The organism is Sandaracinobacteroides saxicola, assembly GCF_014117445.1.
In the GTDB taxonomy this organism is placed as follows: domain Bacteria; phylum Pseudomonadota; class Alphaproteobacteria; order Sphingomonadales; family Sphingomonadaceae; genus Sandaracinobacteroides_A; species Sandaracinobacteroides_A saxicola.
This window is the reverse complement of sequence record NZ_CP059851.1, coordinates 1,716,593-1,740,033: the sequence shown is the minus strand read 5'-3', so window position 1 is coordinate 1,740,033 and position 23,441 is coordinate 1,716,593. Positions and strand designations below refer to the sequence as shown.

Here is a 23,441-nt window from a genome sequence, read left to right as displayed (position 1 = left end):
AGGGGCCGGCCTCAGCCCGCGGGTTTGGCCGCGGGAAAGCGCCAGCGGCCGTCAAGGATTTCCGGGCGCGGCCGATACAGCCGCACGGTATAGTTCCAGCCCGGCATGATGCGCAGCGCATTGGGCGCGCGCGGATCGCCGCCGAAGCGGATGGTCGTGGTACCGTCCTCATTCTGCCGCGCGCTGACATTGTTCAGCGAAATCGCGGTCTCCGGCCCTTCGTAAAAGCCCTTGGCGTTGTACACCGTGACCGACCAGAAGGCATCGACCGGAACCTTGCCCACCGTCAGCACATAGGGCTGGACACCGTCGTTGTTGGCGACCCGTTCGTTCAGATAGATGGCATCGCGCTCGGCGATGCCGCCCCAGCCGCCGGCCGTGCCGACCAGCCGCCGCACCGGATCGGTGTCGCCGGCATCACCGAAGGTGCGCCGCGAATCCGGCATGAAGCGGCCCACGCCCAACAGGGCGCTGCGCAGCGCGGCGCGCTGGTCCTGGTTCCACTCGGGAACCTCGAAGGCGCCGGGGCTGGCCTGCGCCACACCGATCCCCGCCTGCAACGCCGCCACCGCCCTGGCGTCCGCGGCATTGTTCGGCTGCACGAAGGTGCGCACGATGACGAAGGCATAGCGGCTGCCCACCATTTCGCGCGTCAACGTCACGGGTCCCGCGGTGTAGGATACGTGCCGGATCAGGTGATCTTCGTTGATCACGCTCAGCATCTGATAGCGTTTGCCGGCATCGGGCATGGTGATGGTCAGCGGCGTCGACAGGTCGAACACCCCCTGGCTGTAGAGCGTGTCCCGGTTGATCCGGATCACCGGCTGATTGTCCACCGGCGGGGTGCGCGCCTGATGGCAGAGCTTGGCAAAACAGCCGCTTGCCACCTGCCCCGCCATGTAGAAATGTGTTTCCGCCCTGATGAAATTGTCGATGGTCACGGTTTCCGCTGCCCCGACAGGCATGCTCATCAGGTTTGCCGCCAACAGGATGGCCGTGCAGCTTTGCATGTTCGTCATTTCTTGACCGATCCCTGAGGGAATATTTTCGTGCTGCCGCCTAAAACAACATGAAGTTCCGAATTGACAAATTCTGGTCAATCAGCACGTAATGAATACGGATGCATTGCCGTCGATGACGGACAACCGCGTATCGGTTAGGCCGCCACCAGGCGTTTCCGGACCATCCAGCCGACCAGGCCATAGCCGATGATCATCAGCGCCCAGACCTGCGGCTCCGGCACCGCCGGCACCATGGGCACCGTCGGCATCTCGACTGGCCCCTTGGCCCGCTCGCCGGGCGAGCCGATGCCTGACGGCGAGCTTGTGCTCCCGCTTCCGCCCCCACCACCGCTGATCCCGCCACCGATCCCGCCACCGGGGTTGAAGGGCGACGGCGGCGCCACGCCATTGGTGCCGGGAACCGCGGCGGCGATGGGCAGCGACAGTCCGGCAATCCTGGTCCCATCCGGCGGTGTGACCGGCTGCAAGCGCGACAGCTGGGCAAGCGCCGCGTCCTGGCTGGAACAGCCATCATCGGCCAGCTCCAGCTTGGCGGGCGTGAAATTGACCGGCTTCTGCGCAAGGCTCACCTTCTGTTGCGCCGCCGGGTTGATCCGGGACATCGGTGCCGCGGCAGTTTTGACGACAGCCGGTTTTGGCCGTGGCGCAACTGTCTGCACGGCAACCGTCGTCCCGGCGCCGATGCCGCCCGCGGCCAGCAGCACGCATAGCTGCTTCAGTGAGGCCTGCGCGATCATGGCAGGCAACTCGACGACGGCAAAGTGATCTTGCCACACTCTCCACAGCATCCCACTTGAATATCGATCAAGATATCCATGGACAAGCGTGAGCCTTTAGGAATAGATGAAGGTAGCGCATTCGTATGCGCCACGATTGTCGTGATTGATTGTGATTTTGTCATCGTTCTAGCCAATTCTGTGACGCATTACTTGTGAATCGCGGCTTAGACGAATCTTTCTCGTGAGAATGACAAGATTTGGTCAATTGCTTTTCCGCCGATACTCGGGCATAGTGGGGCATGTCCGGGGAAGGTTCTGCTGCAATCGAGGCGGCTGTCGATGTCGTCTCGCGGCAGGGCTGGCTTGCCGCCTGTCCGGCGCCCTTCCGCCTCTGGATGGTCGAGCGGCTCGAATGGCGCCGCTATCCCGCGGGCAGTGGCATCACCCATGCCGGCGACACTGAAGGCGCGCTTTACTGCGTGGGGTCCGGCCAGATGATGTTCGTGTCGGGCATCAGCGCCGCCGATATCGGCATCGGCCATTTCGGTCTGCCCGGAAGCTGGTGGGGGCAGGCGCCTGTGATGAACGGAAAGCGCATGGGGTCGGCGACGGCCTATGGCGATTCCCTGTTCGGCGCGTTGCGGCGGCCGGCGTTGCTGGCGCGGCTGGCCGAACATCCGGCGGAGTGGCAATGCATGATGATCGGCATGACCGAGATCTTCACCACCACCGCAGGAGCGCACTCGGACCTGCTGATCAGCAGCAGCGTGCGTCGGGTGGCCGCCACCATCCTGCGCCTGGGCGGCTGGCGGCACCGGCTGTTCAAGGTCGATCCGCCGGCCAGCTTCCTGTGCACCCACGAACAATTGGCCGGCGCCGCGGCGCTCAGCCGAAACACGGTGGGCAAACATATCCGCGCCTTCGAGGAAGCCGGGCTGATCGACGCGCGATACGGCAGCATCGCCATTCTCGACCGGCGCGGCCTGCGTGCCATCGTGGAGCGGGAGCAGGGCTGAACAGCCGCGCCATGCGAAAACACTTGCAAAATGGCCGACCCTGTGATAACCAATATGGCAATAAAGTCCACTTGATCTGATCTGGCGGTAAAAATATTGCGTCAGCGACACATATCGTCATCCAGTCGCAGAACAGCCGCTGGGCGGCGTGTCGGGAAAAGAGCACGATCAGGCAATTTATCGTAGCAAAAACAACGCCAGGAAAAACAAAAATTGAAAATTCGTCAAGATTTCGGTCCGGCAACAAAATTACATCGCGCGCGCCGTCACAAACCTGTCAACGATCGTCTCCACCTCGCCGATGCTGTGTTCCGCGCTCAGTGAACAGCGCAGCAGGTAAACACCCGCCGGAGTCGCCGGTGGCCGGCTCATGTTGCAATAGATGCCAAGGTCGAGCAGGCGGCTCCACATCGCGGCGGTGCTTTCCTGGTCGGGCATCAGCACGGCGATGATCGCGCTCTCGCAATGTTCCGTCGCCATCCGGAACCCGGCCGCGACCAGCCCGGCATGCAGCGCCCGGCTGTTCGCCCACAGCCGCTCCCGCTTCTCGCGTGCGGTCATCAGCTTGCGGATGCTCGCCTCCGCGCACGCCACCACCGCCGGCGGCAGGCTGGCGGTGAAGCGATAGGGATTGCACACCAGCCGCAAAATCTCGAACTTCGGATGGTTGGAAACGCAGAAGCCGCCGACCGTGCCGACCGACTTGCTGAAGGTGCCGACCACGAAATCGACGTCGTCGGCCACCCCCTGTTCCTCATACACGCCCCGGCCATGCTCGCCGAAAAAGCCCATGGCATGGGCCTCGTCCACCATCACCGTCGCGCCGTGCCGCCGCGCTGCCGCCACCAGGTCGGGCAGCGGCGCGACATCGCCCAGCATCGAATAGACGCCCTCCAGGATGACCAGCTTTCCCGCCCCGGCCGGCAACCGCCCCAGCCTTTTGTCCAGGTCATCGGCGTTGTTGTGGCGGAACCGCACGACTTCGGCATTGCCCAGCTTGCAGCCATCATAGATGCTGGCGTGGCTGTCGGCGTCCAGGACGATATAATCTCCCTTGCCGGTAAGCGTGCTGACGATCCCCAGATTGGCCTGGTAGCCGGTCGAGAACACCATCGCATGCGCCATGCCATAGAAATCGCGCAGCGCGTCCTCCACGCCGATGTGGCCGGCAAAGGTGCCGTTCAGCACCCGGCTGCCCGTCGATCCCGCCCCGAAGTCGCGCAGCGCGGCTTCCCCGGCGGCGATCACGTCCGGGTCGAACGTCATGCCCATATAGTTGTAGGTGCCGACCAGGATCGTCTCCCGCCCGCGGATCACCGCGCGCGTCGGCCCCAGCACCCGCTCCATCACCACGCCGAACGGGTCATTCAACCCGGCATCGATCAGCGCCTGATGTTCACCCCGATAACCGTCGAACTTGTCCAGCAGGTCGACATGGTTGCGCACCATGCCGCTCACGCCTTCAACCGCCCCACGGCCTCGTCCAGCTGGCCGATCGTCTCCAGGTCCGGCAGCAGGTTCAAGGGCATGTTGATGTCCCACTCATCCTCGATGTTGGCCACCAGGTCCATCACCGTCAGGCTGTCCAGCTCCAGATCGTCGGCAAAGCTTGTCGAAGGCGTAAGCGCGATGCCCTTCTTGTTGAACGGCTCGATCAGCTCATAGAGGCGCGGCAGGATCTCGGTCATGCCGCCTGTTGCCCGCCGATTGCGGCAGAAGTGCGGACGCTCACAGCCACCCTGCCTCGCTGTACCAGCGCGCGGTGTCCGCCATGCCCTCCCGCAACGCGAACCGGGGCGTCCACGGCACCGCCGCTCTCAGCGGCGCCGCATCCGCGCACCAGTCATGTGCCAGATAGCCGGCGCGGTCGAAACTCAGTGTCGGCAACCGCCCTCGCAGCCGGGCCGCTGCCGTCGCCACGCCCGCCGCTGCCCGCAGGCCCCAGTGCGGCACTGTCACCACCATCGGCTGCCGTCCCTGCGCCGCGCCGGCGGCACGGGCAATGTCCCTGTGGTGATGGCCGCCCGCGCCATCATCGATCTCGAAGACTTGGCCCGCCACCAGCGCAGGCCCTGCCATGTCCTCCGCCAGCCGCAGCAGCGCCTGCGCCAGGTCGACCGCATGGATCAGGCTGCCCCGCGCATCCGGCACGGGCACGATCCCGACGCGGGCCGCCTTGAACAACGCCAGCATCTCGGTATCGCGCGGTCCATAGACACCGGGCGGACGCAGCATCGCCCAACGCGCCGGTCCGGCGCTCACCACCGCCTCCGCCGCGGCCTTCGACGCGCCATAGACCGACAGGTCCGGCCGCCGTGCCGCCAGCGAGGAGACATGCACGATCAGCTCAACCCCGGCCCGCGCCGCAGCTGCCAGCACCGCCCGCGTCAGCCCGGCATTGCCCGCCTCGAACTCGGCCATTGTCCGCGCATTGGTCACCCCGGCGATGTGCACGAGCACATCGACGCCGTCGCAAAGCTCCGCCAGTCCCGAAACCCAGACCACGCCGTCCCGCGCCGGCTGCGGGCGCCGCGTCAGCGCCCGCAGCCCGTGCCCCGCCGCCCGCGCCGCATCGAGCACATGGCTGCCGACAAAGCCGGTGCCCCCGGTGATGGCGATGGTAAGCGACATGGCGGCCCCTTACGCCGCGCCGTGCGGCCATGCTAGCACCCGCTCATGCGCCAGATTCCCCGCCTGTTCGTCGAGACGCCGCTGGTCGCCGGTTCGTCGATCGTCCTGGAGGGCGCGCAAGCGCATTATCTGCTGAATGTGCTGCGGCTCGATGTCGGCGCGCAGATGCTGCTGTGCGACGATATCGGCGGCGAGTTTCGCGCCCTGGTGGCGGTTCGCTCAAAGCGTGTCGTGCAGGTCGATGTCGTGGGACGGGAGCGGGCGCGGGAGATGCCCGCGGACCTTTGGCTCTGCGTCGCGCCGATCAAGGGACCTCGCTGGGATTGGGTGGCCGAAAAAGCCTGCGAGCTGGGCGTGGCACGGCTGGTACCCGTGCAGACGCGGCGAACCGTGGTCACCCGGGTCAATGGCGAGCGATTGCGTGCCCATATGATCGAGGCGGCCGAGCAATGTGGCCGGACAGCATTGCCGACGCTCGGGGAATTGACCCCGCTCGCTAACCTTCTGGCAGGCTGGCCGGCTGACCGCGCCCTGATCTTTGCCGATGAAGGCGGCGGCGCTCCGGCCGCTTCGCTGTCGACGTTGCCGCCGCCCGCCGCCATTCTGATCGGCCCAGAGGGTGGATTTGCACCAGAAGAACGCGAAGCCATCCGGGCGCTGCCGCAGGCGCACGCCATCGGGCTTGGTCCGCGCATCCTGCGGGCGGATACCGCCGCGGTGGCGGCGGTGGCGTTGTGGCAGTCCCATCATGGTGATTGAGTGACACTCAGATGACACTGGCGTCGGTTGGGGCACCGGGATAAGGGCGTGCCATGAGCAACAAGATCGAAGTCGCAGGCGATGCCCGTCCTGTCAGCGGGATGGACGACCTGATCAGCGTATTTGCCAAGGGCGAAAAACCTGCTGCCGATTGGCGGATCGGTACCGAGCATGAGAAGTTCGTGTTCCGCCTCAGCGACCGTCGCGCCCCGAGCTATGACGAACCCGGCGGTGTCCGCGACCTGCTGGAGGCCTTCACCGCCTATGGTTGGACGCCGGTGCTGGAGGACGGCCGAGTGATCGCGCTGGCCGGTGCCGATGGCGGCATCAGCTTGGAACCTGCCGGCCAGTTCGAACTGTCGGGCGCGCCTTTGGAAAATCTTCACCTGACCTGCGCTGAAACCGGCCGGCATCTGAAGCAATGCCTGGAGGTGGGCGAGAGACTGGGTTTGGGTTTTCTCGGCCTTGGTTTCAATCCCGTCGATCCCCGCGACACGCTGCCGATCATGCCCAAAGGTCGCTATGCCATCATGCTGCGCCACATGCCGCGCGTCGGCGCGTTGGGGCTGGATATGATGCTGCGCACCTGCACGGTGCAGACCAACCTCGATTATTCCAGCGAAGCCGACATGGTGAAGAAGTTCCGTGTCAGCCTGGCGCTGCAACCGCTGGCAACCGCGCTGTTCGCCAATTCGCCCTTCACGGAAGGGCGGCCGAACGGCTATCGCAGCTATCGCAGCCATATCTGGACGGATACCGACCCGGCGCGCACCGGCATGTTGCCCTTCGTGTTTGAGGAGGGGTTCGGATACGCGCGCTATGCCGACTATATGCTCGATGTGCCGATGTATTTCGTTTTCCGGGACGGCCGCTACATTGATGCCGCCGGCCTGAGCTTCCGGGATTTCATGGCGGGGCGGCTGGCAGTGCTGCCGGGAGAGACGCCAACCATCGGCGACTGGAAGGACCATCTGTCAACCGCTTTCCCGGAAGTGCGCCTTAAAAGCTTTCTGGAAATGCGCGGTGCCGACAGCGGGCCGCAATCGCGCATCTGCGCATTGCCGGCATTGTGGGTGGGGCTGCTTTATGATCAGCAGGCCCTGGATGCGGCGTGGGATCTGGTGAAAGGTTGGACCATCGAGGCACAGCAGCGGCTGCGGGACGAAGTGCCGGCACGGGCGCTGGCGGCAGCCAGTCCGGATGGCCGCACGTTGCAGGCGCTGGCGAAGGATGTGCTGGCGATCGCCGATGCCGGTTTGAACCGCCGCGCGCGGCTGAACGGTTCGGGCGACAGTGAAGCAGGATTCCTTCAGCCCCTGCACGAAATTGCTGACAGTGGCCTGACGTTGGCCGACCGGCATCTGGAGGCGTTCAACGGGGTGTGGGGTGGCGATATCAACCGCGTCTTCGAAGACGCACGGTTTTAGCCTGTCCTGCCGCCCCGCGAAGCGGCAGCGTAGAGCGCGATCGCTGCCGCGTTGCTGACATTCAGGCTTTCAACCGTCCGCGCAATCGGCAGCCGCGCGAGCGTGTCGGTATGTTGCACCGTATTGGGGCGCAGGCCCTCGCCCTCGGCCCCCATGACGATGGCGACGGGGCCGATGCCAAGCGCGTCGGAGAGGGTTTCGCGCGCCTCGCCTGCCAGGCCGATGCGCCAGAAGCCGGCCTCGGCGATCTGGTCGAGGGCGCGGGCGAGGTTGGTGACGCGGACCCAGGGCAGGATTTCGAGGCAGCCCGATGCCGCCTTTGCCAGCGCGCCCGATTCAGGCGGCGCGTGCCTGTCCTGTGTGATCAGGGCGCGCGCGCCGAACGCCGCGGCGGAGCGGATGATGGCGCCGACATTGTGCGGATCGGTCACCTGGTCGAGCACGATCAAGGGATGTGCCGGCGAAGGCGTGTCCAGCACCTCGTCGATATAGACGCTCTCCAAGGGTTCGACTTCGAGCACCAGGCCCTGATGCGGCGCGTCGGCGGGGATCAGGCGGGCGAGGTCGTGCGGGTCGCCATATTGCACGGCAAGGCCCTGGGGGATGATGATCTTCGCCAGCTCCTCATGCGTGCCGTGCAGCTTGCGCAGCTTGCGCACGGGGTTGTCGAGCGCGGCATAGACGGCATGGCGGCCATAAAGGCGCGGACGTGACGGATCGGCGCGGTTGGCCGTGCCATGGCGGGGGGGAGGGCGGCGGGACATGGCGCGCGGCTAGACCATCGTACAGGGGAAGGGAAGGTGGTGGACAGGGTTGGATTTGAACCAACGTAGGGAAAACCCGGCAGATTTACAGTCTGCTGCCATTGACCGCTCGGCCACCTGTCCACACGTCCGTGCGGGAGGCGGCGCAATGGCGAATCCTGCCGCGGCTGTCAACGGTTGCCTCTTTGCGCCTGTCCACGCTATGGCAGTGGTGATGCGGGTGTAGCTCAATGGTAGAGCAGCAGCCTTCCAAGCTGAATACGAGGGTTCGATTCCCTTCACCCGCTCCAGGCCGAAGGCGGCTGCGATTAGCGCGTGGCGCTAACTCGCAGACTCGCCGCAGGCCCGGCCGGCACGCGGGCGGGCTTGCACGCCCGACGTGTCCGACGCGCGGGCTTTGCCCGCGGCTTTTTTTGCCTTCTGCTCCGGCGGACTCGGCGGCTTTGCCGACGGCCGCCATCACCCGGCCGTCGGCAAAGCCGCCGAGTCCGGGAAGAAAACAAAAACAAGGACAAGGGTTGCGGGCAAAGCCTGCTCGTCGGACGGGTCGAAAGGCCCGGTTTCACCAGCTCTTTCGCCCGCCGGCCGGGTCGGGACCGTCTCTCGGCGCAAGGTGAAAATCGCTGCGCAATTTTCACCTTGCGCCTCGGCGGACGGGCGCCTATTGCGCCCTTCCCGACCTAGGAGTGTAGCTCAGTTGGTAGAGCATCGGTCTCCAAAACCGAGGGCCGGGGGTTCGAGTCCCTCCACTCCTGCCATTGCAGGCGGGTGACGGGAACAGGTTAGAGGCCGGCCTGGCCGCCCAAATTGGGGTGGCTGCGCCGGCTTGAAGTCTTGGTGAAAATGCAGCTGATGCTGTGGATGGAGTTGGTCAGGTGGCACGCGTCAGTCCGGGAGAATTCGTCCGTCAGGTGCGGGCCGAGACGTCGAAGGTCAGCTGGCCTTCGCGCAAGGAGGTGATCCAGACCACCATCCTGGTGCTGATCATGACCACGATCCTGTCGATCTTCTTCCTGGGGGTGGATCAGGTGCTGGGTCGTTCGGTCAAATTCCTGCTGTCTTTGGGGGCATAAGTGGCGCGCTGGTACATTATTCACGCCTATAGCGGGTTCGAGAACAAGGTGCGCGACAGCATCATGGCGGAAGCAACCCGCATGGGGCTCGACCGGCTGGTGGAATCGATCGAGGTGCCGACCGAGAAAGTCACCGAGGTTCGCCGCGGCAAGAAATATGTCAGCGATCGCAAATTCTTCCCTGGTTATGTTCTGGCCAAGCTGGACATGAACGACGATGTCTATCACCTGGTGAAGAACACGCCGAAGGTGACGGGTTTCCTGGGATCGTCCGGCAAGCCGCAGCCGATTTCGGAAGCCGAGGCGGCCCGCATCCTCTCGACCAAGGTCGAGGCCGAGGTGGCGGCGCCCAAGGCGCGCAAGAAGGTGAGCTTCGAGATCGGCGACAGCGTGAAGGTGCTGGACGGCCCGTTCGCGTCGTTCACCGGGCTGGTCGAGGAGATCGATTATGAGCGCGGCCGGGTGAAGGTGGCGGTGTCGATCTTCGGCCGTGCCACGCCGGTCGAACTGGATTTCGAACAGGTCGAAAAGACCAAATAGACACGCGCGAAGCAGTCAGGCGCGTGACATTCGTGGGAGGTGAACGGGGCAACCCGGACGCCGTCTGGACCACACGGCTGCAAACGGCGGGGACAGGGTGGCAAGCCCCACGCCCCGGAAATGGAGTGAACGATGGCAAAGAAGATTACAGGCTATATCAAGCTGCAGGTGAAAGCCGGCAGCGCGACCCCCAGCCCGCCGATCGGGCCGGCGCTTGGCCAGCGCGGCGTCAACATCATGGAATTCTGCAAGGCGTTCAACGCCAAGACGGCGGAAATGGAAAAGGGGATGCCCATCCCCACTGTCATCACCGTCTATGCGGATCGCAGCTTCACCTTCATCACCAAGACGCCGCCGGCGTCCTATCTGCTGAAGCAGGCTGCCGGGCTGAAGTCGGGTTCCACGAACCCGGGCAAGGGCGCGCCGGTTGCCAAGATCAAGAAGAGCCAGATCCAGGCGATTGCCGAAGCGAAGATGGCCGATCTGAATGCGAACGACATCGCCATGGCGATGAAGACAATCGAAGGCTCGGCGCGCGCCATGGGCCTTGAAGTGGTGGAGGACTGATCCGATGGCCAAGCTGACCAAGAAAGCCAAGGCACTCGCCGGGACTGTCGACCGCGAGAAGCTCTATTCGCTCGATGAGGCCATCGCGCTGGTGAAGGCGAATGCCAGCGCCAAGTTCGATGAGACCATCGAAGTGGCGATCAACCTGGGCGTCGATCCGCGCCATGCCGACCAGATGGTGCGCGGAATGGTGACCCTGCCGAAGGGGACCGGCAAGACGGTGCGCGTGGCGGTGTTCGCCCGTGGTGCGAAGGCCGAGGAAGCCAGCGCCGCCGGTGCCGATGTCGTCGGTGCGGAAGACCTGCTGGAGAGCATCCAGGGCGGCACCATCGCCTTCGACCGCTGCATCGCGACGCCGGACATGATGGGTCTGGTGGGGCGTGTCGCCAAGATCCTGGGGCCGAAGGGGCTGATGCCCAACCCCAAGCTGGGCACCGTGACGATGAACGTGACCGAGGCGGTGAAGGCCGCCAAGGGCGGCCAAGTGGAGTTCCGTGTCGAAAAGGCCGGGATCATCCATGCTGGCCTTGGCAAGGCCAGCTTCTCCAACGACGATCTGAAGGCCAATTTCGACGCCTTCCACGACGCCATCGTCAAGGCGAAGCCGACCGGCGCCAAGGGCAAATATGTGCAGAAGGTGGCGCTCAGCTCCTCGATGGGGCCGGGCGTGAAAGTTGCCGTCGCCTGAGGCGCACATGACGGAAAATGCGGGCCGGAGTCAGCTGACTCCGGCCCTTTTTCTTGGGATCATGCTGTCACGGCGATGCCGCTGCGGCGGCGCGCAGAGCATTTATCTTTGCGCTGCAGGGAACCTTCGGCGTGCAGCGACCCCGACCATGCCGAAGCCAGCGATCAGCATCGCCCAGGTGGCGGGCTCTGGGATGGCGCTGACCGGTGTCTGCACGGCGAACCCCTGCCCGATGACCTGGCCCTGGGAAAAGGCAACTGCGGTGAAGCGGTCGTTGGGGCCGAACGTGACGCCGCCCGGCAGGGCCGCGTTGAACCAGAAATCGTCGATCAGTTGATAGCTGGCCTCGCTGCCATTGCCGGTGGCGGCGTCTTCCAGCGCGGCGATCAGCTGTCCTTCAAGGAACGTCGGGAACAGGGTGCCGAAGGCAATGTCCTGCGCCGATGCCGCCCAGCCTGTGCTGCCGAAGATCACGATATGCTTCTGGCCTTCGGGGTCGCCCGGCAGGTCCTGCGCCGTGCCCATCAGGAACAGGTTGGTCTGGGGCTCGCCATACCACAGGCCGAAGCCGGTGCTGCCGGTACCGAAGGACAGCGTGCCGCCCCGCCCGGCGCCGCAAGGGCTGATGTTGAAGTGGATGACATTGTCGACAGGATAGTCGAGCGAGGTGATATTGTAGCTGATGGTGACATCCGGTGAGCAGACGTCGGCGAGGGCTGACGTGGCGGCGAAGGCAAGACCGACGGTTGCGGCGAGAACTTTGAACATGACATTTCCTCCTGTTGCGACGGCAAATCGTCTGCGGCGCATTGGACCATGCCCTTGCCCACGGGGCTGCAAGGTGTGTCGGGGCGGATCGGGGCAGGAAAGGGCATTAACCACGAAGATTGGTGGGAGAGGCGGCTGGAAAACACCGTCCTGGCGGCTAAGCTGCGGCGATGACCGGCGATCCCATCCCTGTTCGTGCGACTGGCGAGCTGGTGCGGTTGCGTGGCTGGAAGGATATCGCGCGACGGCTGGGGGTGGATGAGCGCACGGTGAAGCGCTGGGAAGAGACGCGCGGCCTGCCGGTGCACCGGGTGCCGGGCGAGGCGAGGGCGCCCGTCTATGCCTATGAAAGCGAGCTGGTGGCGTGGTTGAAGGCCGGCCGTGGTGCGGCACCGGGGGAGGCGGCCGATCCGCCGGCGGCAATCGAGGCGGCGGCAGTGCCTGCGCCGCGCCGGCCGGTGACGCTGGCGTTGCTGGCGGGCGCGGTTGTGCTGCTGGGGGTGGGCGGGCTGATCGGGTGGCAGCGTTTTGCCGATGCGCGACAGACGGCGGCGACGCGGCTGGAGGCGGTGCAATCGCTGGCGGCGTCGCAGGTGGCGGCGATGAACGAGCGTCTGGAGGCGGAGCCGGGGACGCTCGCGCTGCGCGCGCGGCTGGTGGCGGAGGCGGTGGCGGTGTTGGGCCGGGTGTCGGGTGAAGGGAATGCGGCGCCGACGCTGCGCATGCAGACCGCGGAGGCATGGGCGCGGCTGGCGGAGCTGCAATGGTCGCGGGATCGGCCAAGCCTGAGCGATCCGGTGGCCGCGGGGCGATCGCTGAGGCAGGCGGCTGGATTGCTGGAGGGGCTGCCGGGCGAGGCGGCGCGGTGGGCGCGGGCGCGGGTGGCGGTGGCGCGAGCGGAGCTGATGGCGGCGCAGGGGGCGTCCGCGGACGCGGCCGGGCAGGTGGCGTTGTTGCGCGCCGCCGGAGATTTGCCGGCGACGCTGGCGGGGCGGGCGGCGCTGGCGGAGGCGGGGCTGGCGATCTGGCGCGGGGATGACCAGGCGGCGCTGCGGCTGGCGACACCGGTGGCGCGGGCGCGGCCGGCTGGTTCGGAGGGGCCGTTGGTGCAGCTGAAGGCACAGGAGCTGGTGGCGGAGGCGCATTATTATGGCGGACGGGGCGATGCCGCGCTGGCGGGGTATCGGGCGGCGGCGGCGCTGGCGGCGGCGTGTGCAGCGACAGAGGCGGATGTGCGCTGGCGCTGGGCGTTGCTGCGGCAGCAGTGGAATGTCGGCTCGACGCTGCTGGCATTGGAGCGGCCGGGGGAGGCGGTGGCACCCTTGCGTGCGTCGGTTGTGGGGTGGGAGCGGCTGCTGGCGGCGGACGCGGACGACGGCGCGGTGGCGCGCTGGGTGATGGTGACGCGCCTGGACCTGGGGCAGGCGCTGGTGCGCGACGGGCAGGGGGCAGCGGGCGTGGCGGCATTGCGCGCCTCGGTGGCGGCGCGGCGGGCCTGGCTGCGGCGGCATCCGGACAGTGTGGAGGCGGCGCGGGGACTGGTGACGGGGATTGCGGCGCTGGGGGACGGGCTGGTTCTGACCGGCGCGAAGGGGGAGGCGTGCGCCAGCTTTGACGAGGCGGCGACGGTGGCCGGCGACCTGCGGCGGGTGCGGCGGCTGACGGTGCTGGACGAGCGGACGATGGTGAAGATGCTGGACGAGAGCCGGCGGCGCCACTGTGCGTGACGGGGATGGGGTTGCAATTCCCGGTGGAACCTGTATCTGGCCGCGCCTGTGCCCGTGGCGATGCTGCGGGTGCGAACCGTCCGAGACTGCTGGTGCGGGTGACCGCTTAAGCCATTGGGGCCAGCATGAGACGGGGAGCAGACCATTTCCACTGGCTCCGGTCGGAGCAGGGCATTGGGATTCACCCCTCGGTACGGATTGACTGCATCACCATGGGGGTGGTGCGGTGGATGAGGAGACGAGGATGGATCGTAACCAGAAAAAGGAACTGGTCGAGCGTCTTGCGAAGACTCTGACTGAAGTGCAGGTGGTTGTGATCACACGCAACCATGGGCTGACGGTGGCGCAGGTCACCAACCTTCGGAACAGGATGCGCGAGGCCGGTGCCAGTTTCAAGGTGACGAAGAACAGGCTCGCCCGCATCGCGCTGGAGGGCACGCCCTATCAGGAGATCAGCGGTTTGCTGACCGGTCCTGTGGGGCTTGCGACTTCGGCGGACCCGGTGGCGGCCGCGAAGATCGCGGTCGAGTTCGCGAAGACGACCGACAAGTTCGAGATCGTCGGCGGGGCCATGGGTTCGACGCTGCTGGATGTGAACGGAGTGAAGGCGCTTGCCGAACTGCCGTCGCTGGATGAGCTGCGCGCGAAGCTGATCGGCCTGTTGAATGCACCTGCCACGAAGCTGGCCCAGCTGGCGAATGCGCCGGCTGCCCAGCTTGCCCGAGTGATTGCGGCCTATTCCGAAAAAGAAGCCGCTTAACAACCAATTGGAGATTTGAAATGGCTGACCTGAACAAGATTGTGGAAGATCTGTCCGCGCTGACCGTGCTGGAAGCGGCGGAACTGTCGAAGATGCTGGAAGAGAAGTGGGGCGTTTCGGCCGCCGCGGCCGTGGCCGTGGCTGCTGGTCCGGCTGCCGCTGCAGCGCCGGCGGCGGAAGAGAAGACCGAGTTCGACGTGATCCTGACCGGCGACGGTGGCAAGAAGATCAACGTCATCAAGGAAGTCCGCGCCATCACCGGCCTGGGGCTGACGGAAGCCAAGACGCTGGTGGAATCGGCGCCGAAGGCGGTGAAGGAAGGCATCAACAAGGCCGATGCCGAGAAGATCAAGAAGCAACTGGAAGAAGCCGGCGCGACGGTGGAGCTGAAGTAAGGCCAAGGCGGCCGGGAATAGCGTGCAGCGCTATTCCCGGACTCGCCGCAGTGCCTGGCCGGCGTGCGGTTGGCCGGTGGCCAACCGACACGTCCGACAAGCGGGCTTTGCCCGCTTTTTTGTTCTTTCTTGTCTTTCTTCTTTCGTCCTCTCCGCCTCGCCCACCGCCCGAGTTTGCGCGGCTTGGCCGCGCAGGGGCTGTAGGATTTTGGAAGGTTGCTCGAAAAAAGTGACAGCCTGAATCAAGGGCTTAGCGATTTCGGGGTTTTTGGGCGGGTCGCGCGGGGTGGCTGCTGACTCAATGATGCCAATATGGTTATCATGACGCGCCTTTTTTGGCAAGGGCTTTCTTTCACCTGGCGTTGACCGTTGACGTTGTGGCGGCTTCGTGGTGCGTTGTGCCGCAACCAGGGGAGCACCGCATTGTGAGACATTCGATCCTGCTGTTCGTCGCCGTGGCCTGTTTGTTCACCGGGGAACCGGTGGCGGCGCAGCAGGCGGAGGAGATCATCGTGACCGCGTCGCGACGGGAGGAGGCGGCGCCGCCGCCGCTGGTGGGGGTGCGGCGGGTGGCGGATTTCGCGGTGCTGGCGGTGACGGTGACATCGGATTCGCGCGATTCGAAACTGCGTTATGACGAGATTTTCGGGATGGTGCGGAAGGCGATCGAGCTGGCGGGCAAGCGGGGCGTGGAGCTGTCCACCGGCGAGCTGAAGGTGGAGCCGCTGACCCTGGCGAATTACCGCGACCTGCCGGTGTCGGGCGCGGGACGGGCGGATACCAGCCGGGTGGGATTTCTGTTGAAGACGCGGCTGGCGGGGGCGACCGACGCGAAATCGGCGGTGGAGCGGCTGGAGGCGTTCGTGAAATCGGTGCCGCTGGTGGGACGGGCCGAGATGGTGGCGGACGATGACCTGGCGCTGACGGTGGTGGAGCCGGGGCAGTATCGCGGGGCGATCCTGGAGCGGGTGGTGGCGGACGCGAAGGCACAGGCGGCGCGGATGGGGGAGGGCTATGCCGTGGAGCTGGAGGGGCTGGACCGGCGGGTGGAGTTCGAGCGGGTGGGGCTGACCGAGGTAATGCTGTTCGTGCGCTATGGCTATCGGGTGGTGCCGAGCCGGCGGTAGGGGGTTGTAGGCCGGGTGATAGGTTGTCCATACGGTAAATTGTTACCGTGATCTATACTCGGCGCTTGCTACCCGTCTTTCCGTTTTGGCAGGCGTTCTCCCATCGTAAGGACATAGTTTGCGCCTTCCAGCCCCTTTTTGTGCGGCCCCGCCCAAATCAGGTAGTAGAGTGGCGCGCCACGGCTGTTTCGGATAAGGCGCGGTTGCGAGACGTGGCCGAATGCATCGGCAAGTTGGCTAAGGTAAAGCCCCAATAGCCGAGTATGATAGTCCGTTCGCTTGGCTGGCTCTTTGGAGCTGAAAAGACCGCCCTCTGGCTGATAAACGGCATCATACCATTCACGGTTGCCGAAGAGGCCATCGAGTCGCGCAGCCCAGCTGGGCGGCATGGTGCCGGTATTCGGCAACATTCGCTGAATCGCCATACCGAGTGGGAAATTAATAACGACTTCAAACAGCCGGGTGCTTGCGAGCGCTGCTACATCAGACCAAGCTAAGTTTGCTCCGAATGGATCAAGAAAGGCAACGCCACGATGCGATTGTCGGCCGATGCCTTGGGCAAGTAGCCAGTCAATGGCATCAGTTGCTGTGCCGCGGCGGGCGGTAATCGTCCTGCGGTCGCCCCATTCTCTGCGCAACACTTCGAGTTCCTGATGACGATTGACATCATTGTCGACAAAGATGTAACGATCGAACGGATTGGCCAATCCAAGTGCTACTCGTGGAGAGCCATCGATAAGCTGCCGTGCTTCTGCGTCCGTCTCTTCTTCAGGGAATAGTAGTGATGCTCCTGATGTAAGTTCAGAGCGAACTATAGCTTGTCCGCCGCCGGCATAGGCGTCGAAATAGATTGTTCGCCAAGGTTGGTTTTTAAGCACTTTTGTGTAATAGTCGAGATATCGCGCCAAGGCGTCGAGCTTTTCTCTCGCCCAAGGACCTACCTCGGCAGGCGTGCCCATTATACAGCATTCGCCTGTTGCTTAGGAAAATCATTCCATTCGCGGCCATCGAGGATACGCCCGCCAGACTTGGGACGTAACCCTCCCCACTGCTTGAAGAAAAACGGAACTTGCTGTTCAGTGCATTGATCGCGCACTTCTCGAGCCCAAGCGAGCTGCATTGGTCGCGCGCCTGGGCCAGACTCGCCACCAACGATAACCCAGTCAATGCCGTTGAGGTTGATCGTTCCAAGCGCTCCAATCAGAGGTTCAATCGACAAGAACCGAACTCCTCGCGGCGCAGCGCGGAGGTGGTCAATCCGGCCCTTTGCGCGGGCATCTTCGACCGAGGTTCCGACCCAAATGTGCGCAGGCATAGATTGGGCACCGTAGCGACGATTGAGATAGTTTCGCATCAACGAGCTGCGCTTAGTCAACAGTTGATAAACATGCCAGTCAGCCTCTTCCATAGCATCGAAGACTTGGTCAATAAATTCGTTTGGCACAAGCTTGTGAAACAAGTCACTCATTGAATTGACAAAGATCATACGCGGCCTCTTCCATTGGAGAGGCTGTTTGATCCGGTCAGGTCTTAGAGTCAGATCGAAACCGCGCGAAAAGGGATGTCCAGGCACGCCGCGAAATCGTTCTGCAAACCGCGCTGCATAACAATTTTCGCAGCCGCGTGTGATTTTGGTGCACCCGGTAACAGGGTTCCAGGTTGCATCCGTCCACTCTATCGCACTGCCATCTGCCATTGTGAAGCTCACCTACCTAGCTTTGTATAGCGGAACAAAAGTGGAACACAAGTCTGTTTCAAAGGCCACTTAGGATTGTCTCCACGATCAAACTACTTTCAGCAGGCGTCAAGCGCTTGGGCGAAGTCGGCGATCAGGTCGTCGGGGTCTTCGACGCCGATGGAGATGCGGACCAGGTTGTCGGTGATGCCGAGCGCGGCCTTGCGGGCGTCGGGGACGCTGAGGTGGGTCATCGCCGCGGGGTGGCTGGCCAGCGTTTCGGTGCCGCCGAGGCTGACGGCGAGCTTGGCGATGCGCAGCGAATCGAGGAAGCGGAAGGCTTCGGCCTCCCCGCCCTTCAGGAAGAGCGAGAAGGTGGAGCCGGCGCCGAGGCAGTGGCGGGCGTAGATGTCGGCCTGGCGGTCGCCCTCGAGGAAGCCGAGATAGCCGACATGCTCGACCCTGGGGTGGTCGCGGAGGTAGGCGCAGACCTTCGCCGCGTTTTCGCCGGCGCGGTTCATGCGGAGTTCGAGCGTTTCGAGGGAGCGCAGCAGCATCCAGGCGGTGTTCGGATCGGTGATGGTGCCGATGGTGTTGCGCATGGCGCGGATCGGGTCGATCAGCCGCTTGGCGCCGAGGACGGCGCCGGCGACGAGGTCGCTGTGGCCGCCGGCATATTTGGTGAGGCTGTAGACGACCAGGTCCGCGCCATGTGCCAGCGGCGTCTGCCAGATGGGGCCGAGGAAGGTGTTGTCGATGGCGATGGGGGGCGCATCGGGGCCGGACCCGAAGATGGCGTCGCGCGACGCGCGGACGGCTTCGATGTCGACGAGGGCGTTGGTGGGATTGGCCGGCGATTCGAGATAGATGAGCGCGACGCGGCCGGTCTGGGCCTTGGCAAGGACGGCGTCGATCTCGGCGCGGGTGGCGCCGGCGGGGAAATCGAGGAAGTGGACGCCGAAGCGCCCGAGCACGCGGGCGATGAGGGTCTCGGTGGCGGCGTAGAGCGGCCCGGAGTGGACGATGACGTCGCCGGGGCGGACGGTGGCCAGGAACAGGGTGGCGATCGCCGACATGCCGGAGGAGAAGCTGAGCGCGTCCTCCGCATCCTCCCAGACGGAGAGGCGGTCTTCGAGGATTTCCTGGTTGGGGCCGTTGAAGCGGGAATAGACGAGGCCCTCGGCGCCGCCGGGGCGTTTGCCGGTGACGCCCTCGAAATGGCGCTTGCCGGCTGCGGCGTTGGGGAAGACGAAGGTGGAGGTGAGGAAGATGGGGGGTTTCAGGGCGCCTTCGCTGAGCGCGGGGTCGTAGCCATGGCCCATCATGAGGGTGGCGGGGCGGAGATTATGTTTGCGGGGCTTTTGCATGCGCGTGGTTTAGCCGCAGTGCGGGCGCGCCGCCAGTGCGGGGGCGTTTGACAGCGGGCCGGCGATTTCCTACATGCGGTGTCATCCAGCCATTCGGGATAGGGCGCGCTTTTGCGCGGGTGTGCCCAACGTATTGAAGGGATTTGGATAATCGGACGCTTGACCGCCGGGGCCATGAGGGGACCTGCGCGGTTTTTGGCGTTGTGATGACCAGTGCGTGACATTTTGATTCGGTTCTGACGAAGGAAATATTCCCGATGGCGACCCAGCCCGTAAATCCCGTGAGCAAGTTGCAGCCCGCCCCCCGGTTCCGCTCGACGCGGCGGGTGCGCAAGATGTTCGGGAAGATCGGCGAAGTGGTGCAGATGCCGAACCTGATCGAGGTGCAGCGCGAGAGCTATGAGCAGTTCCTGCGCTCGCGGCCGGCGGATGGCTATGTGTCGGGCCTGGAGAAGACGCTGCGCAGCGTGTTTCCGATCCGCGATTTCGCCGGGACGGCGGAGCTGGATTTCGTGGATTATGAGCTGGAGGACCCGAAGTTCGACATCGAGGAGTGCCGGCAGCGCGGCATGACCTATGCGGCGCCGATGCGGGTGACGCTGCGCCTCATCGTGTTCGAGGTGGATGCCGACACGCAGAACCGCTCGGTCGTGGATATCAAGGAGCAGGACGTCTACATGGGCGACATGCCGTTGATGACGGCGAACGGCACCTTCGTGATCAACGGCACAGAGCGGGTGATCGTGAGCCAGATGCACCGCTCGCCCGGCGTGTTCTTCGACCATGACCGCGGCAAGACGCACAGCAGTGGCAAGTTCCTGTTCGCGGCGCGGGTGATCCCCTATCGCGGCAGCTGGCTGGATTTCGAGTTCGACGCGAAGGACATCGTGAACGTCCGCATCGACCGGAAGCGCAAGCTGCCGGTGACGGCGCTGCTCTATGCGCTGGGGCTGAACAGCGAGGAAATCCTGAACGCCTTCTACAAGACGGTTCGGTTCGACCGGGCGCCGAAGGGCGGCTGGCAGATGCCGTTCGTGGCCGAGCAGTGGCGCGGGGTGAAGCCGGCGTTCGACGTGGTGAATGCCGAGACCGGCGAGCTGCTGTTCGCCGAGGGGCAGAAGATCACGCCGCGCGCGGCGAAGAAGGCGCAGACCGACGGCGTCAGGACGCTGATGGTGCCGAACGACGAGATCCTGGGCCGCTATGCCGCGTTCGACCTGATCAACGAGAAGACGGGTGAAATCTATATCGAATCCGGCGAGGAGGTGTCCCAGGAGGCGCTCGACAAGCTGGACGCCGCGGGGTTCAGCCATCTGGAGCTGCTGGACATCGACCATGTCAATGTCGGGCCGTGGATGCGCACGACGCTGATGGTGGACAAGGCGCGCAACGCCGACGTGCCGCGCGACCAGGCGCTTTCCGACATCTATCGCGTGATGCGCCCCGGGGAACCGCCGACGCGGGAGACGGCGGAGGCGCTGTTCGGCGGGCTGTTCTTCGACGCGGAGCGCTATGACCTGAGCGATGTCGGCCGGGTGAAGATGAACATGCGGCTGGGGCTGGATGCGCCCGACGACCTGCGGACGCTGCGGCGGGAGGATATCCTGGCGGTGGTGAAGACGCTGGTGGACCTGAAGGACGGCAAGGGCGAGATCGACGACATCGATAACCTGGGCAACCGGCGCGTGCGATCGGTGGGCGAGCTGCTGGAGAACAGCTATCGCGTGGGCCTGTTGCGGATGGAGCGGGCGGTGAAGGAGCGGATGTCCAGCGTGGACATTTCGACCGTGATGCCGAACGACCTGATCAACGCCAAGCCGGCGGTGGCGGCGGTGCGGGAGTTCTTCGGCTCCTCGCAGCTGTCACAATTCATGGACCAGACCAATCCGCTGTCTGAAGTGACGCACAAGCGGCGCGTCTCGGCGCTGGGGCCGGGCGGGTTGACGCGGGAGCGGGCAGGGTTCGAGGTGCGCGACGTGCACCCGACGCATTATGGGCGCATCTGCCCTATCGAGACGCCGGAAGGGCCGAACATCGGCCTCATCAATTCGCTGGCGACGTTCAGCCGGGTGAACAAATATGGCTTCATCGAGACGCCCTATCGCAAGGTCATCGACGGCAAGCTGACCGATGAGGTGGTGTATCTGTCGGCGATGGAGGAAGCCAAGCACACGATCGCGCAGGCGAATGTGGCGACCAACGCGGACGGCAGCTTTGCCGACGAGCTGGTGAGCGCGCGGGCGGCGGGCGAGTTCCTGATCGCGCGGCGCGAGGACATCACGCTGATGGACGTGAGCCCGAAGCAGCTGGTGTCGGTGGCGGCGTCCCTGATCCCGTTCCTGGAAAATGACGACGCCAACCGGGCGTTGATGGGATCGAACATGCAGCGCCAGGCGGTGCCGCTGGTGAAGGCCGAGGCGCCGTTTGTGGGCACCGGCATGGAAGCGACGGTGGCGCGGGATTCGGGCGCGGCGATCGCGGCGCGGCGCGGCGGGATCGTGGACCAGGTGGATGCCGGGCGGATCGTCATCCGGGCAACCGAGGATGTGCAGCCGGGCCAGTCGATGGTGGACATCTACACGCTGATGAAGTTCCAGCGCTCCAACCAGAACACCTGCATCAACCAGCGGCCGCTGGTGACGGTGGGCGATGTGGTGGCGAAGGGCGACATCATCTGCGACGGGCCGAGCACGCAATATGGCGAGCTGGCGCTGGGGCGGAACGCGCTGGTCGCGTTCATGCCGTGGAATGGCTATAATTTCGAAGACAGCATCCTGATCAACGAACGCATCGTGAAGGAGGATGTGTTCACCTCGATCCATATCGAGGAGTTCGAGGTGATGGCCCGCGACACCAAGCTGGGGCCGGAGGACATCACGCGCGACATCCCGAACGTGGGTGAGGAGGCGCTGCGCAACCTGGACGAGGCGGGCATCGTCTATATCGGTGCCGAGGTGGAGCCGGGCGACATCCTGGTGGGCAAGATCACGCCGAAGGGCGAGAGCCCGATGACGCCGGAGGAAAAGCTGCTGCGCGCCATTTTCGGTGAGAAGGCGAGTGATGTGCGCGATACCAGCCTGAAGCTGCCGCCCGGCGTCGCCGGCACGGTGGTGGAGGTGCGGGTGTTCAACCGGCACGGCATCGACAAGGATGAGCGCGCGCTGGCGAACGAGCGCGAGGAGATCGACCGGCTGGAAAAGGACGCCGCGGACGAGCGCGCGATCCTGGACCGCGCGACCTATGCCGGCCTGAAGGCGATGCTGCTGGGGCAGGCGGTGGTGACCGGGCCGAAGGGCGTGAAGAAGGGCGCGATCATCGACGAGGCGCTGCTGGAGGAGTTTCCGCGGCGGGAGTGGTGGAAGCTGGGCGTGGTCGATGACGGCGTGCAGGCCGGTCTGGAGGCCTCCAAGGCGCAGTGGGATGCCGCACAGGCAAGCATCCAGGCGCGGCTGGACGACCGCAAGGACAAGCTGCAGCGCGGTGACGAGCTGCCGCCGGGTGTGCTGAAGATGGTGAAGGTGTTCGTGGCGGTGAAGCGCAAGCTGCAACCGGGCGACAAGATGGCCGGCCGCCATGGCAACAAGGGGGTCATCAGCCGCATCCTGCCGTCGGAAGACATGCCTTTCCTGGAGGATGGCACGCCCGTTGACCTGGTGCTGAACCCGCTGGGGGTGCCAAGCCGGATGAACGTGGGGCAGATTTTCGAGACCCACCTGGGCTGGGCCGCGCGCGGCCTGGGACGGCAGATCTCGATGATGCTGGAGGATATCCATGCCAAGGGGCAGCGGCTCGCGGCGGACGACATCGCCGGCGTGCGCGGCAAGCTGAAGAGCATCTATGGCGCGCAGACCGATGTGGATGCGATGGACGATGACGCGGTCATCGGCATGGCGACCGACCTGGCGGTGGGGGTTCCCATGGGCACGCCGGTGTTCGATGGCGCGCGCGAGGCGGATGTGTCCGACATGCTGGAACTGGCGGGGCTGGACAGCTCCGGGCAGGTCGAGCTGTTCGACGGGCGCAGCGGCGAGGCGTTCGACCGCAAGGTGACCGTCGGCTACATCTACATGCTGAAGCTGCACCATCTGGTGGACGACAAGATCCACGCGCGTTCGATCGGGCCCTACAGCCTGGTGACGCAGCAGCCGCTGGGCGGCAAGGCGCAGTTCGGCGGCCAGCGGTTCGGCGAGATGGAGGTGTGGGCCTTGCAGGCCTATGGCGCCGCCTACACATTGCAGGAGATGCTGACGGTGAAGTCCGACGATGTGGTGGGCCGCACCAAGGTGTATGAAGCGATCGTCAAGGGGGATGACACGTTCGAATCGAACATCCCGGAAAGCTTCAATGTGCTGGTGAAGGAAATGAAGAGCCTGAGCCTGAACATCGAGCTGAACAATACGGTTGCCGCCGAATAAT

22 protein-coding genes and 3 tRNA genes are annotated in these 23,441 nt (G+C 64.8%); 14 read left to right on the top strand and 11 right to left on the bottom strand.

The annotated features are described in order from the left end of the window. Positions 1-11: 11 nt before the first annotated feature. Positions 12-971 carry a DUF1214 domain-containing protein gene (locus H3309_RS08690; RefSeq protein ID WP_207791483.1) on the bottom strand — a complete coding sequence of 320 codons (960 nt, stop codon included), beginning with the start codon at positions 969-971 and terminating at the stop codon, positions 12-14. 185 nt (positions 972-1,156) lie between these two features. Next, on the bottom strand, positions 1,157-1,759 hold the full coding sequence (locus H3309_RS17560) for a PEPxxWA-CTERM sorting domain-containing protein (protein ID WP_182294352.1): 603 nt from the start codon (positions 1,757-1,759) through the stop codon (positions 1,157-1,159). A gap of 281 nt (positions 1,760-2,040) precedes the next feature. Between H3309_RS17560 and H3309_RS08680 the strand changes: the two genes are divergently transcribed. Further along, entirely contained in the window at positions 2,041-2,757 is a 717-nt protein-coding gene (locus H3309_RS08680) for a Crp/Fnr family transcriptional regulator (RefSeq protein WP_182294351.1), read from the top strand. 249 nt (positions 2,758-3,006) lie between these two features. On the opposite strand, the gene spt is transcribed toward H3309_RS08680, so the two are convergent. Genes spt through H3309_RS08665 form a run of 3 tightly spaced genes read right to left on the bottom strand, consistent with a single transcriptional unit; the run spans position 3,007 to position 5,388 of the window. Then, on the bottom strand, positions 3,007-4,206 hold the full coding sequence (gene spt, locus H3309_RS08675) for a serine palmitoyltransferase (protein WP_182294350.1): 1,200 nt from the start codon (positions 4,204-4,206) through the stop codon (positions 3,007-3,009). Between the two features lie 5 nt (positions 4,207-4,211). Then, positions 4,212-4,445: an acyl carrier protein gene (locus tag H3309_RS08670; RefSeq protein ID WP_182294349.1), complete on the bottom strand. Its 234-nt coding sequence runs from the start codon at positions 4,443-4,445 to the stop codon at positions 4,212-4,214. Between the two features lie 40 nt (positions 4,446-4,485). Then, positions 4,486-5,388: an NAD-dependent epimerase/dehydratase family protein gene (locus tag H3309_RS08665; RefSeq protein WP_182294348.1), complete on the bottom strand. Its 903-nt coding sequence runs from the start codon at positions 5,386-5,388 to the stop codon at positions 4,486-4,488. 45 nt (positions 5,389-5,433) lie between these two features. Here H3309_RS08665 and H3309_RS08660 point away from each other — a divergent pair, with 45 nt between their 5' ends. Together H3309_RS08660 and H3309_RS08655 are read left to right on the top strand one after the other, a co-directional pair. Next, the gene (locus H3309_RS08660) at positions 5,434-6,147 is read left to right on the top strand and encodes a 16S rRNA (uracil(1498)-N(3))-methyltransferase (protein WP_182294347.1); all 714 of its coding nucleotides are present in this window, start codon (positions 5,434-5,436) and stop codon (positions 6,145-6,147) included. A 53-nt stretch (positions 6,148-6,200) separates the two neighbouring features. Then, a complete protein-coding gene (locus H3309_RS08655) occupies positions 6,201-7,574 on the top strand; it encodes a glutamate--cysteine ligase (protein WP_182294346.1) in 1,374 nt (457 codons plus the stop codon). On the opposite strand, the gene rlmB is transcribed toward H3309_RS08655, so the two are convergent. Both rlmB and H3309_RS08645 read right to left on the bottom strand, forming a co-directional pair. Continuing rightward, positions 7,571-8,338, bottom strand: coding sequence for a 23S rRNA (guanosine(2251)-2'-O)-methyltransferase RlmB (gene rlmB, locus H3309_RS08650; RefSeq protein ID WP_182294345.1), 768 nt, complete (start codon positions 8,336-8,338; stop codon positions 7,571-7,573). The genes H3309_RS08655 and rlmB overlap by 4 nt on opposite strands. Before the next feature lie 37 nt (positions 8,339-8,375). After that, a tRNA-Tyr gene (locus tag H3309_RS08645) sits at positions 8,376-8,461 on the bottom strand. A gap of 93 nt (positions 8,462-8,554) precedes the next feature. Here H3309_RS08645 and H3309_RS08640 point away from each other — a divergent pair. The 6 genes from H3309_RS08640 (at position 8,555) to rplA (ending at position 11,206) form a co-directional block, all read left to right on the top strand. Next, positions 8,555-8,628: transfer RNA gene (locus H3309_RS08640), tRNA-Gly, on the top strand. A gap of 392 nt (positions 8,629-9,020) precedes the next feature. After that, positions 9,021-9,096: transfer RNA gene (locus tag H3309_RS08635), tRNA-Trp, on the top strand. 117 nt (positions 9,097-9,213) lie between these two features. Continuing rightward, positions 9,214-9,411 (top strand): preprotein translocase subunit SecE, encoded by a 198-nt coding sequence (secE, locus tag H3309_RS08630; protein ID WP_182294344.1) that lies wholly within the window; start codon positions 9,214-9,216, stop codon positions 9,409-9,411. Beyond that, positions 9,412-9,951, top strand: a complete 540-nt coding sequence (nusG, locus tag H3309_RS08625) for a transcription termination/antitermination protein NusG (RefSeq protein ID WP_182294343.1) — start codon at positions 9,412-9,414, stop codon at positions 9,949-9,951. A gap of 132 nt (positions 9,952-10,083) precedes the next feature. Then, positions 10,084-10,518 (top strand): 50S ribosomal protein L11, encoded by a 435-nt coding sequence (rplK, locus tag H3309_RS08620; protein WP_182294342.1) that lies wholly within the window; start codon positions 10,084-10,086, stop codon positions 10,516-10,518. A gap of 4 nt (positions 10,519-10,522) precedes the next feature. Further along, positions 10,523-11,206 carry a 50S ribosomal protein L1 gene (gene rplA / locus H3309_RS08615; protein ID WP_182294341.1) on the top strand — a complete coding sequence of 228 codons (684 nt, stop codon included), beginning with the start codon at positions 10,523-10,525 and terminating at the stop codon, positions 11,204-11,206. A 102-nt stretch (positions 11,207-11,308) separates the two neighbouring features. Here the strand turns inward: rplA and H3309_RS08610 are convergent, their stop codons facing one another. Continuing rightward, entirely contained in the window at positions 11,309-11,974 is a 666-nt protein-coding gene (locus H3309_RS08610) for a PEPxxWA-CTERM sorting domain-containing protein (protein WP_182294340.1), read from the bottom strand. Between the two features lie 170 nt (positions 11,975-12,144). Here H3309_RS08610 and H3309_RS08605 point away from each other — a divergent pair, with 170 nt between their 5' ends. From H3309_RS08605 to H3309_RS08590, 4 genes are all read left to right on the top strand, one after another. Next, positions 12,145-13,701, top strand: coding sequence for a MerR family transcriptional regulator (locus H3309_RS08605; protein ID WP_182294339.1), 1,557 nt, complete (start codon positions 12,145-12,147; stop codon positions 13,699-13,701). 244 nt (positions 13,702-13,945) lie between these two features. Further along, positions 13,946-14,461, top strand: a complete 516-nt coding sequence (gene rplJ, locus H3309_RS08600; protein WP_182294338.1) for a 50S ribosomal protein L10 — start codon at positions 13,946-13,948, stop codon at positions 14,459-14,461. A 20-nt stretch (positions 14,462-14,481) separates the two neighbouring features. Further along, the gene (rplL, locus tag H3309_RS08595) at positions 14,482-14,856 is read left to right on the top strand and encodes a 50S ribosomal protein L7/L12 (protein WP_182294337.1); all 375 of its coding nucleotides are present in this window, start codon (positions 14,482-14,484) and stop codon (positions 14,854-14,856) included. A gap of 425 nt (positions 14,857-15,281) precedes the next feature. Beyond that, on the top strand, positions 15,282-15,983 hold the full coding sequence (locus H3309_RS08590) for a TonB-dependent receptor (RefSeq protein WP_182294336.1): 702 nt from the start codon (positions 15,282-15,284) through the stop codon (positions 15,981-15,983). Positions 15,984-16,051: 68 nt separating this feature from the next. Here the strand turns inward: H3309_RS08590 and H3309_RS08585 are convergent, their stop codons facing one another. The 3 genes from H3309_RS08585 to H3309_RS08575 form a co-directional block, all read right to left on the bottom strand. Next, positions 16,052-16,942, bottom strand: coding sequence for a three-Cys-motif partner protein TcmP (locus H3309_RS08585; RefSeq protein WP_182294335.1), 891 nt, complete (start codon positions 16,940-16,942; stop codon positions 16,052-16,054). Beyond that, positions 16,942-17,679, bottom strand: coding sequence for a DUF5131 family protein (locus tag H3309_RS08580; RefSeq protein ID WP_182298604.1), 738 nt, complete (start codon positions 17,677-17,679; stop codon positions 16,942-16,944). The genes H3309_RS08585 and H3309_RS08580 overlap by 1 nt, the downstream gene beginning before the upstream one ends. A gap of 98 nt (positions 17,680-17,777) precedes the next feature. Beyond that, entirely contained in the window at positions 17,778-19,025 is a 1,248-nt protein-coding gene (locus H3309_RS08575; protein WP_182294334.1) for a cystathionine gamma-synthase family protein, read from the bottom strand. A 335-nt stretch (positions 19,026-19,360) separates the two neighbouring features. Here H3309_RS08575 and rpoB point away from each other — a divergent pair, with 335 nt between their 5' ends. Continuing rightward, positions 19,361-23,440: a DNA-directed RNA polymerase subunit beta gene (gene rpoB / locus H3309_RS08570; protein WP_398400276.1), complete on the top strand. Its 4,080-nt coding sequence runs from the start codon at positions 19,361-19,363 to the stop codon at positions 23,438-23,440. Position 23,441: the final 1 nt, after the last annotated feature.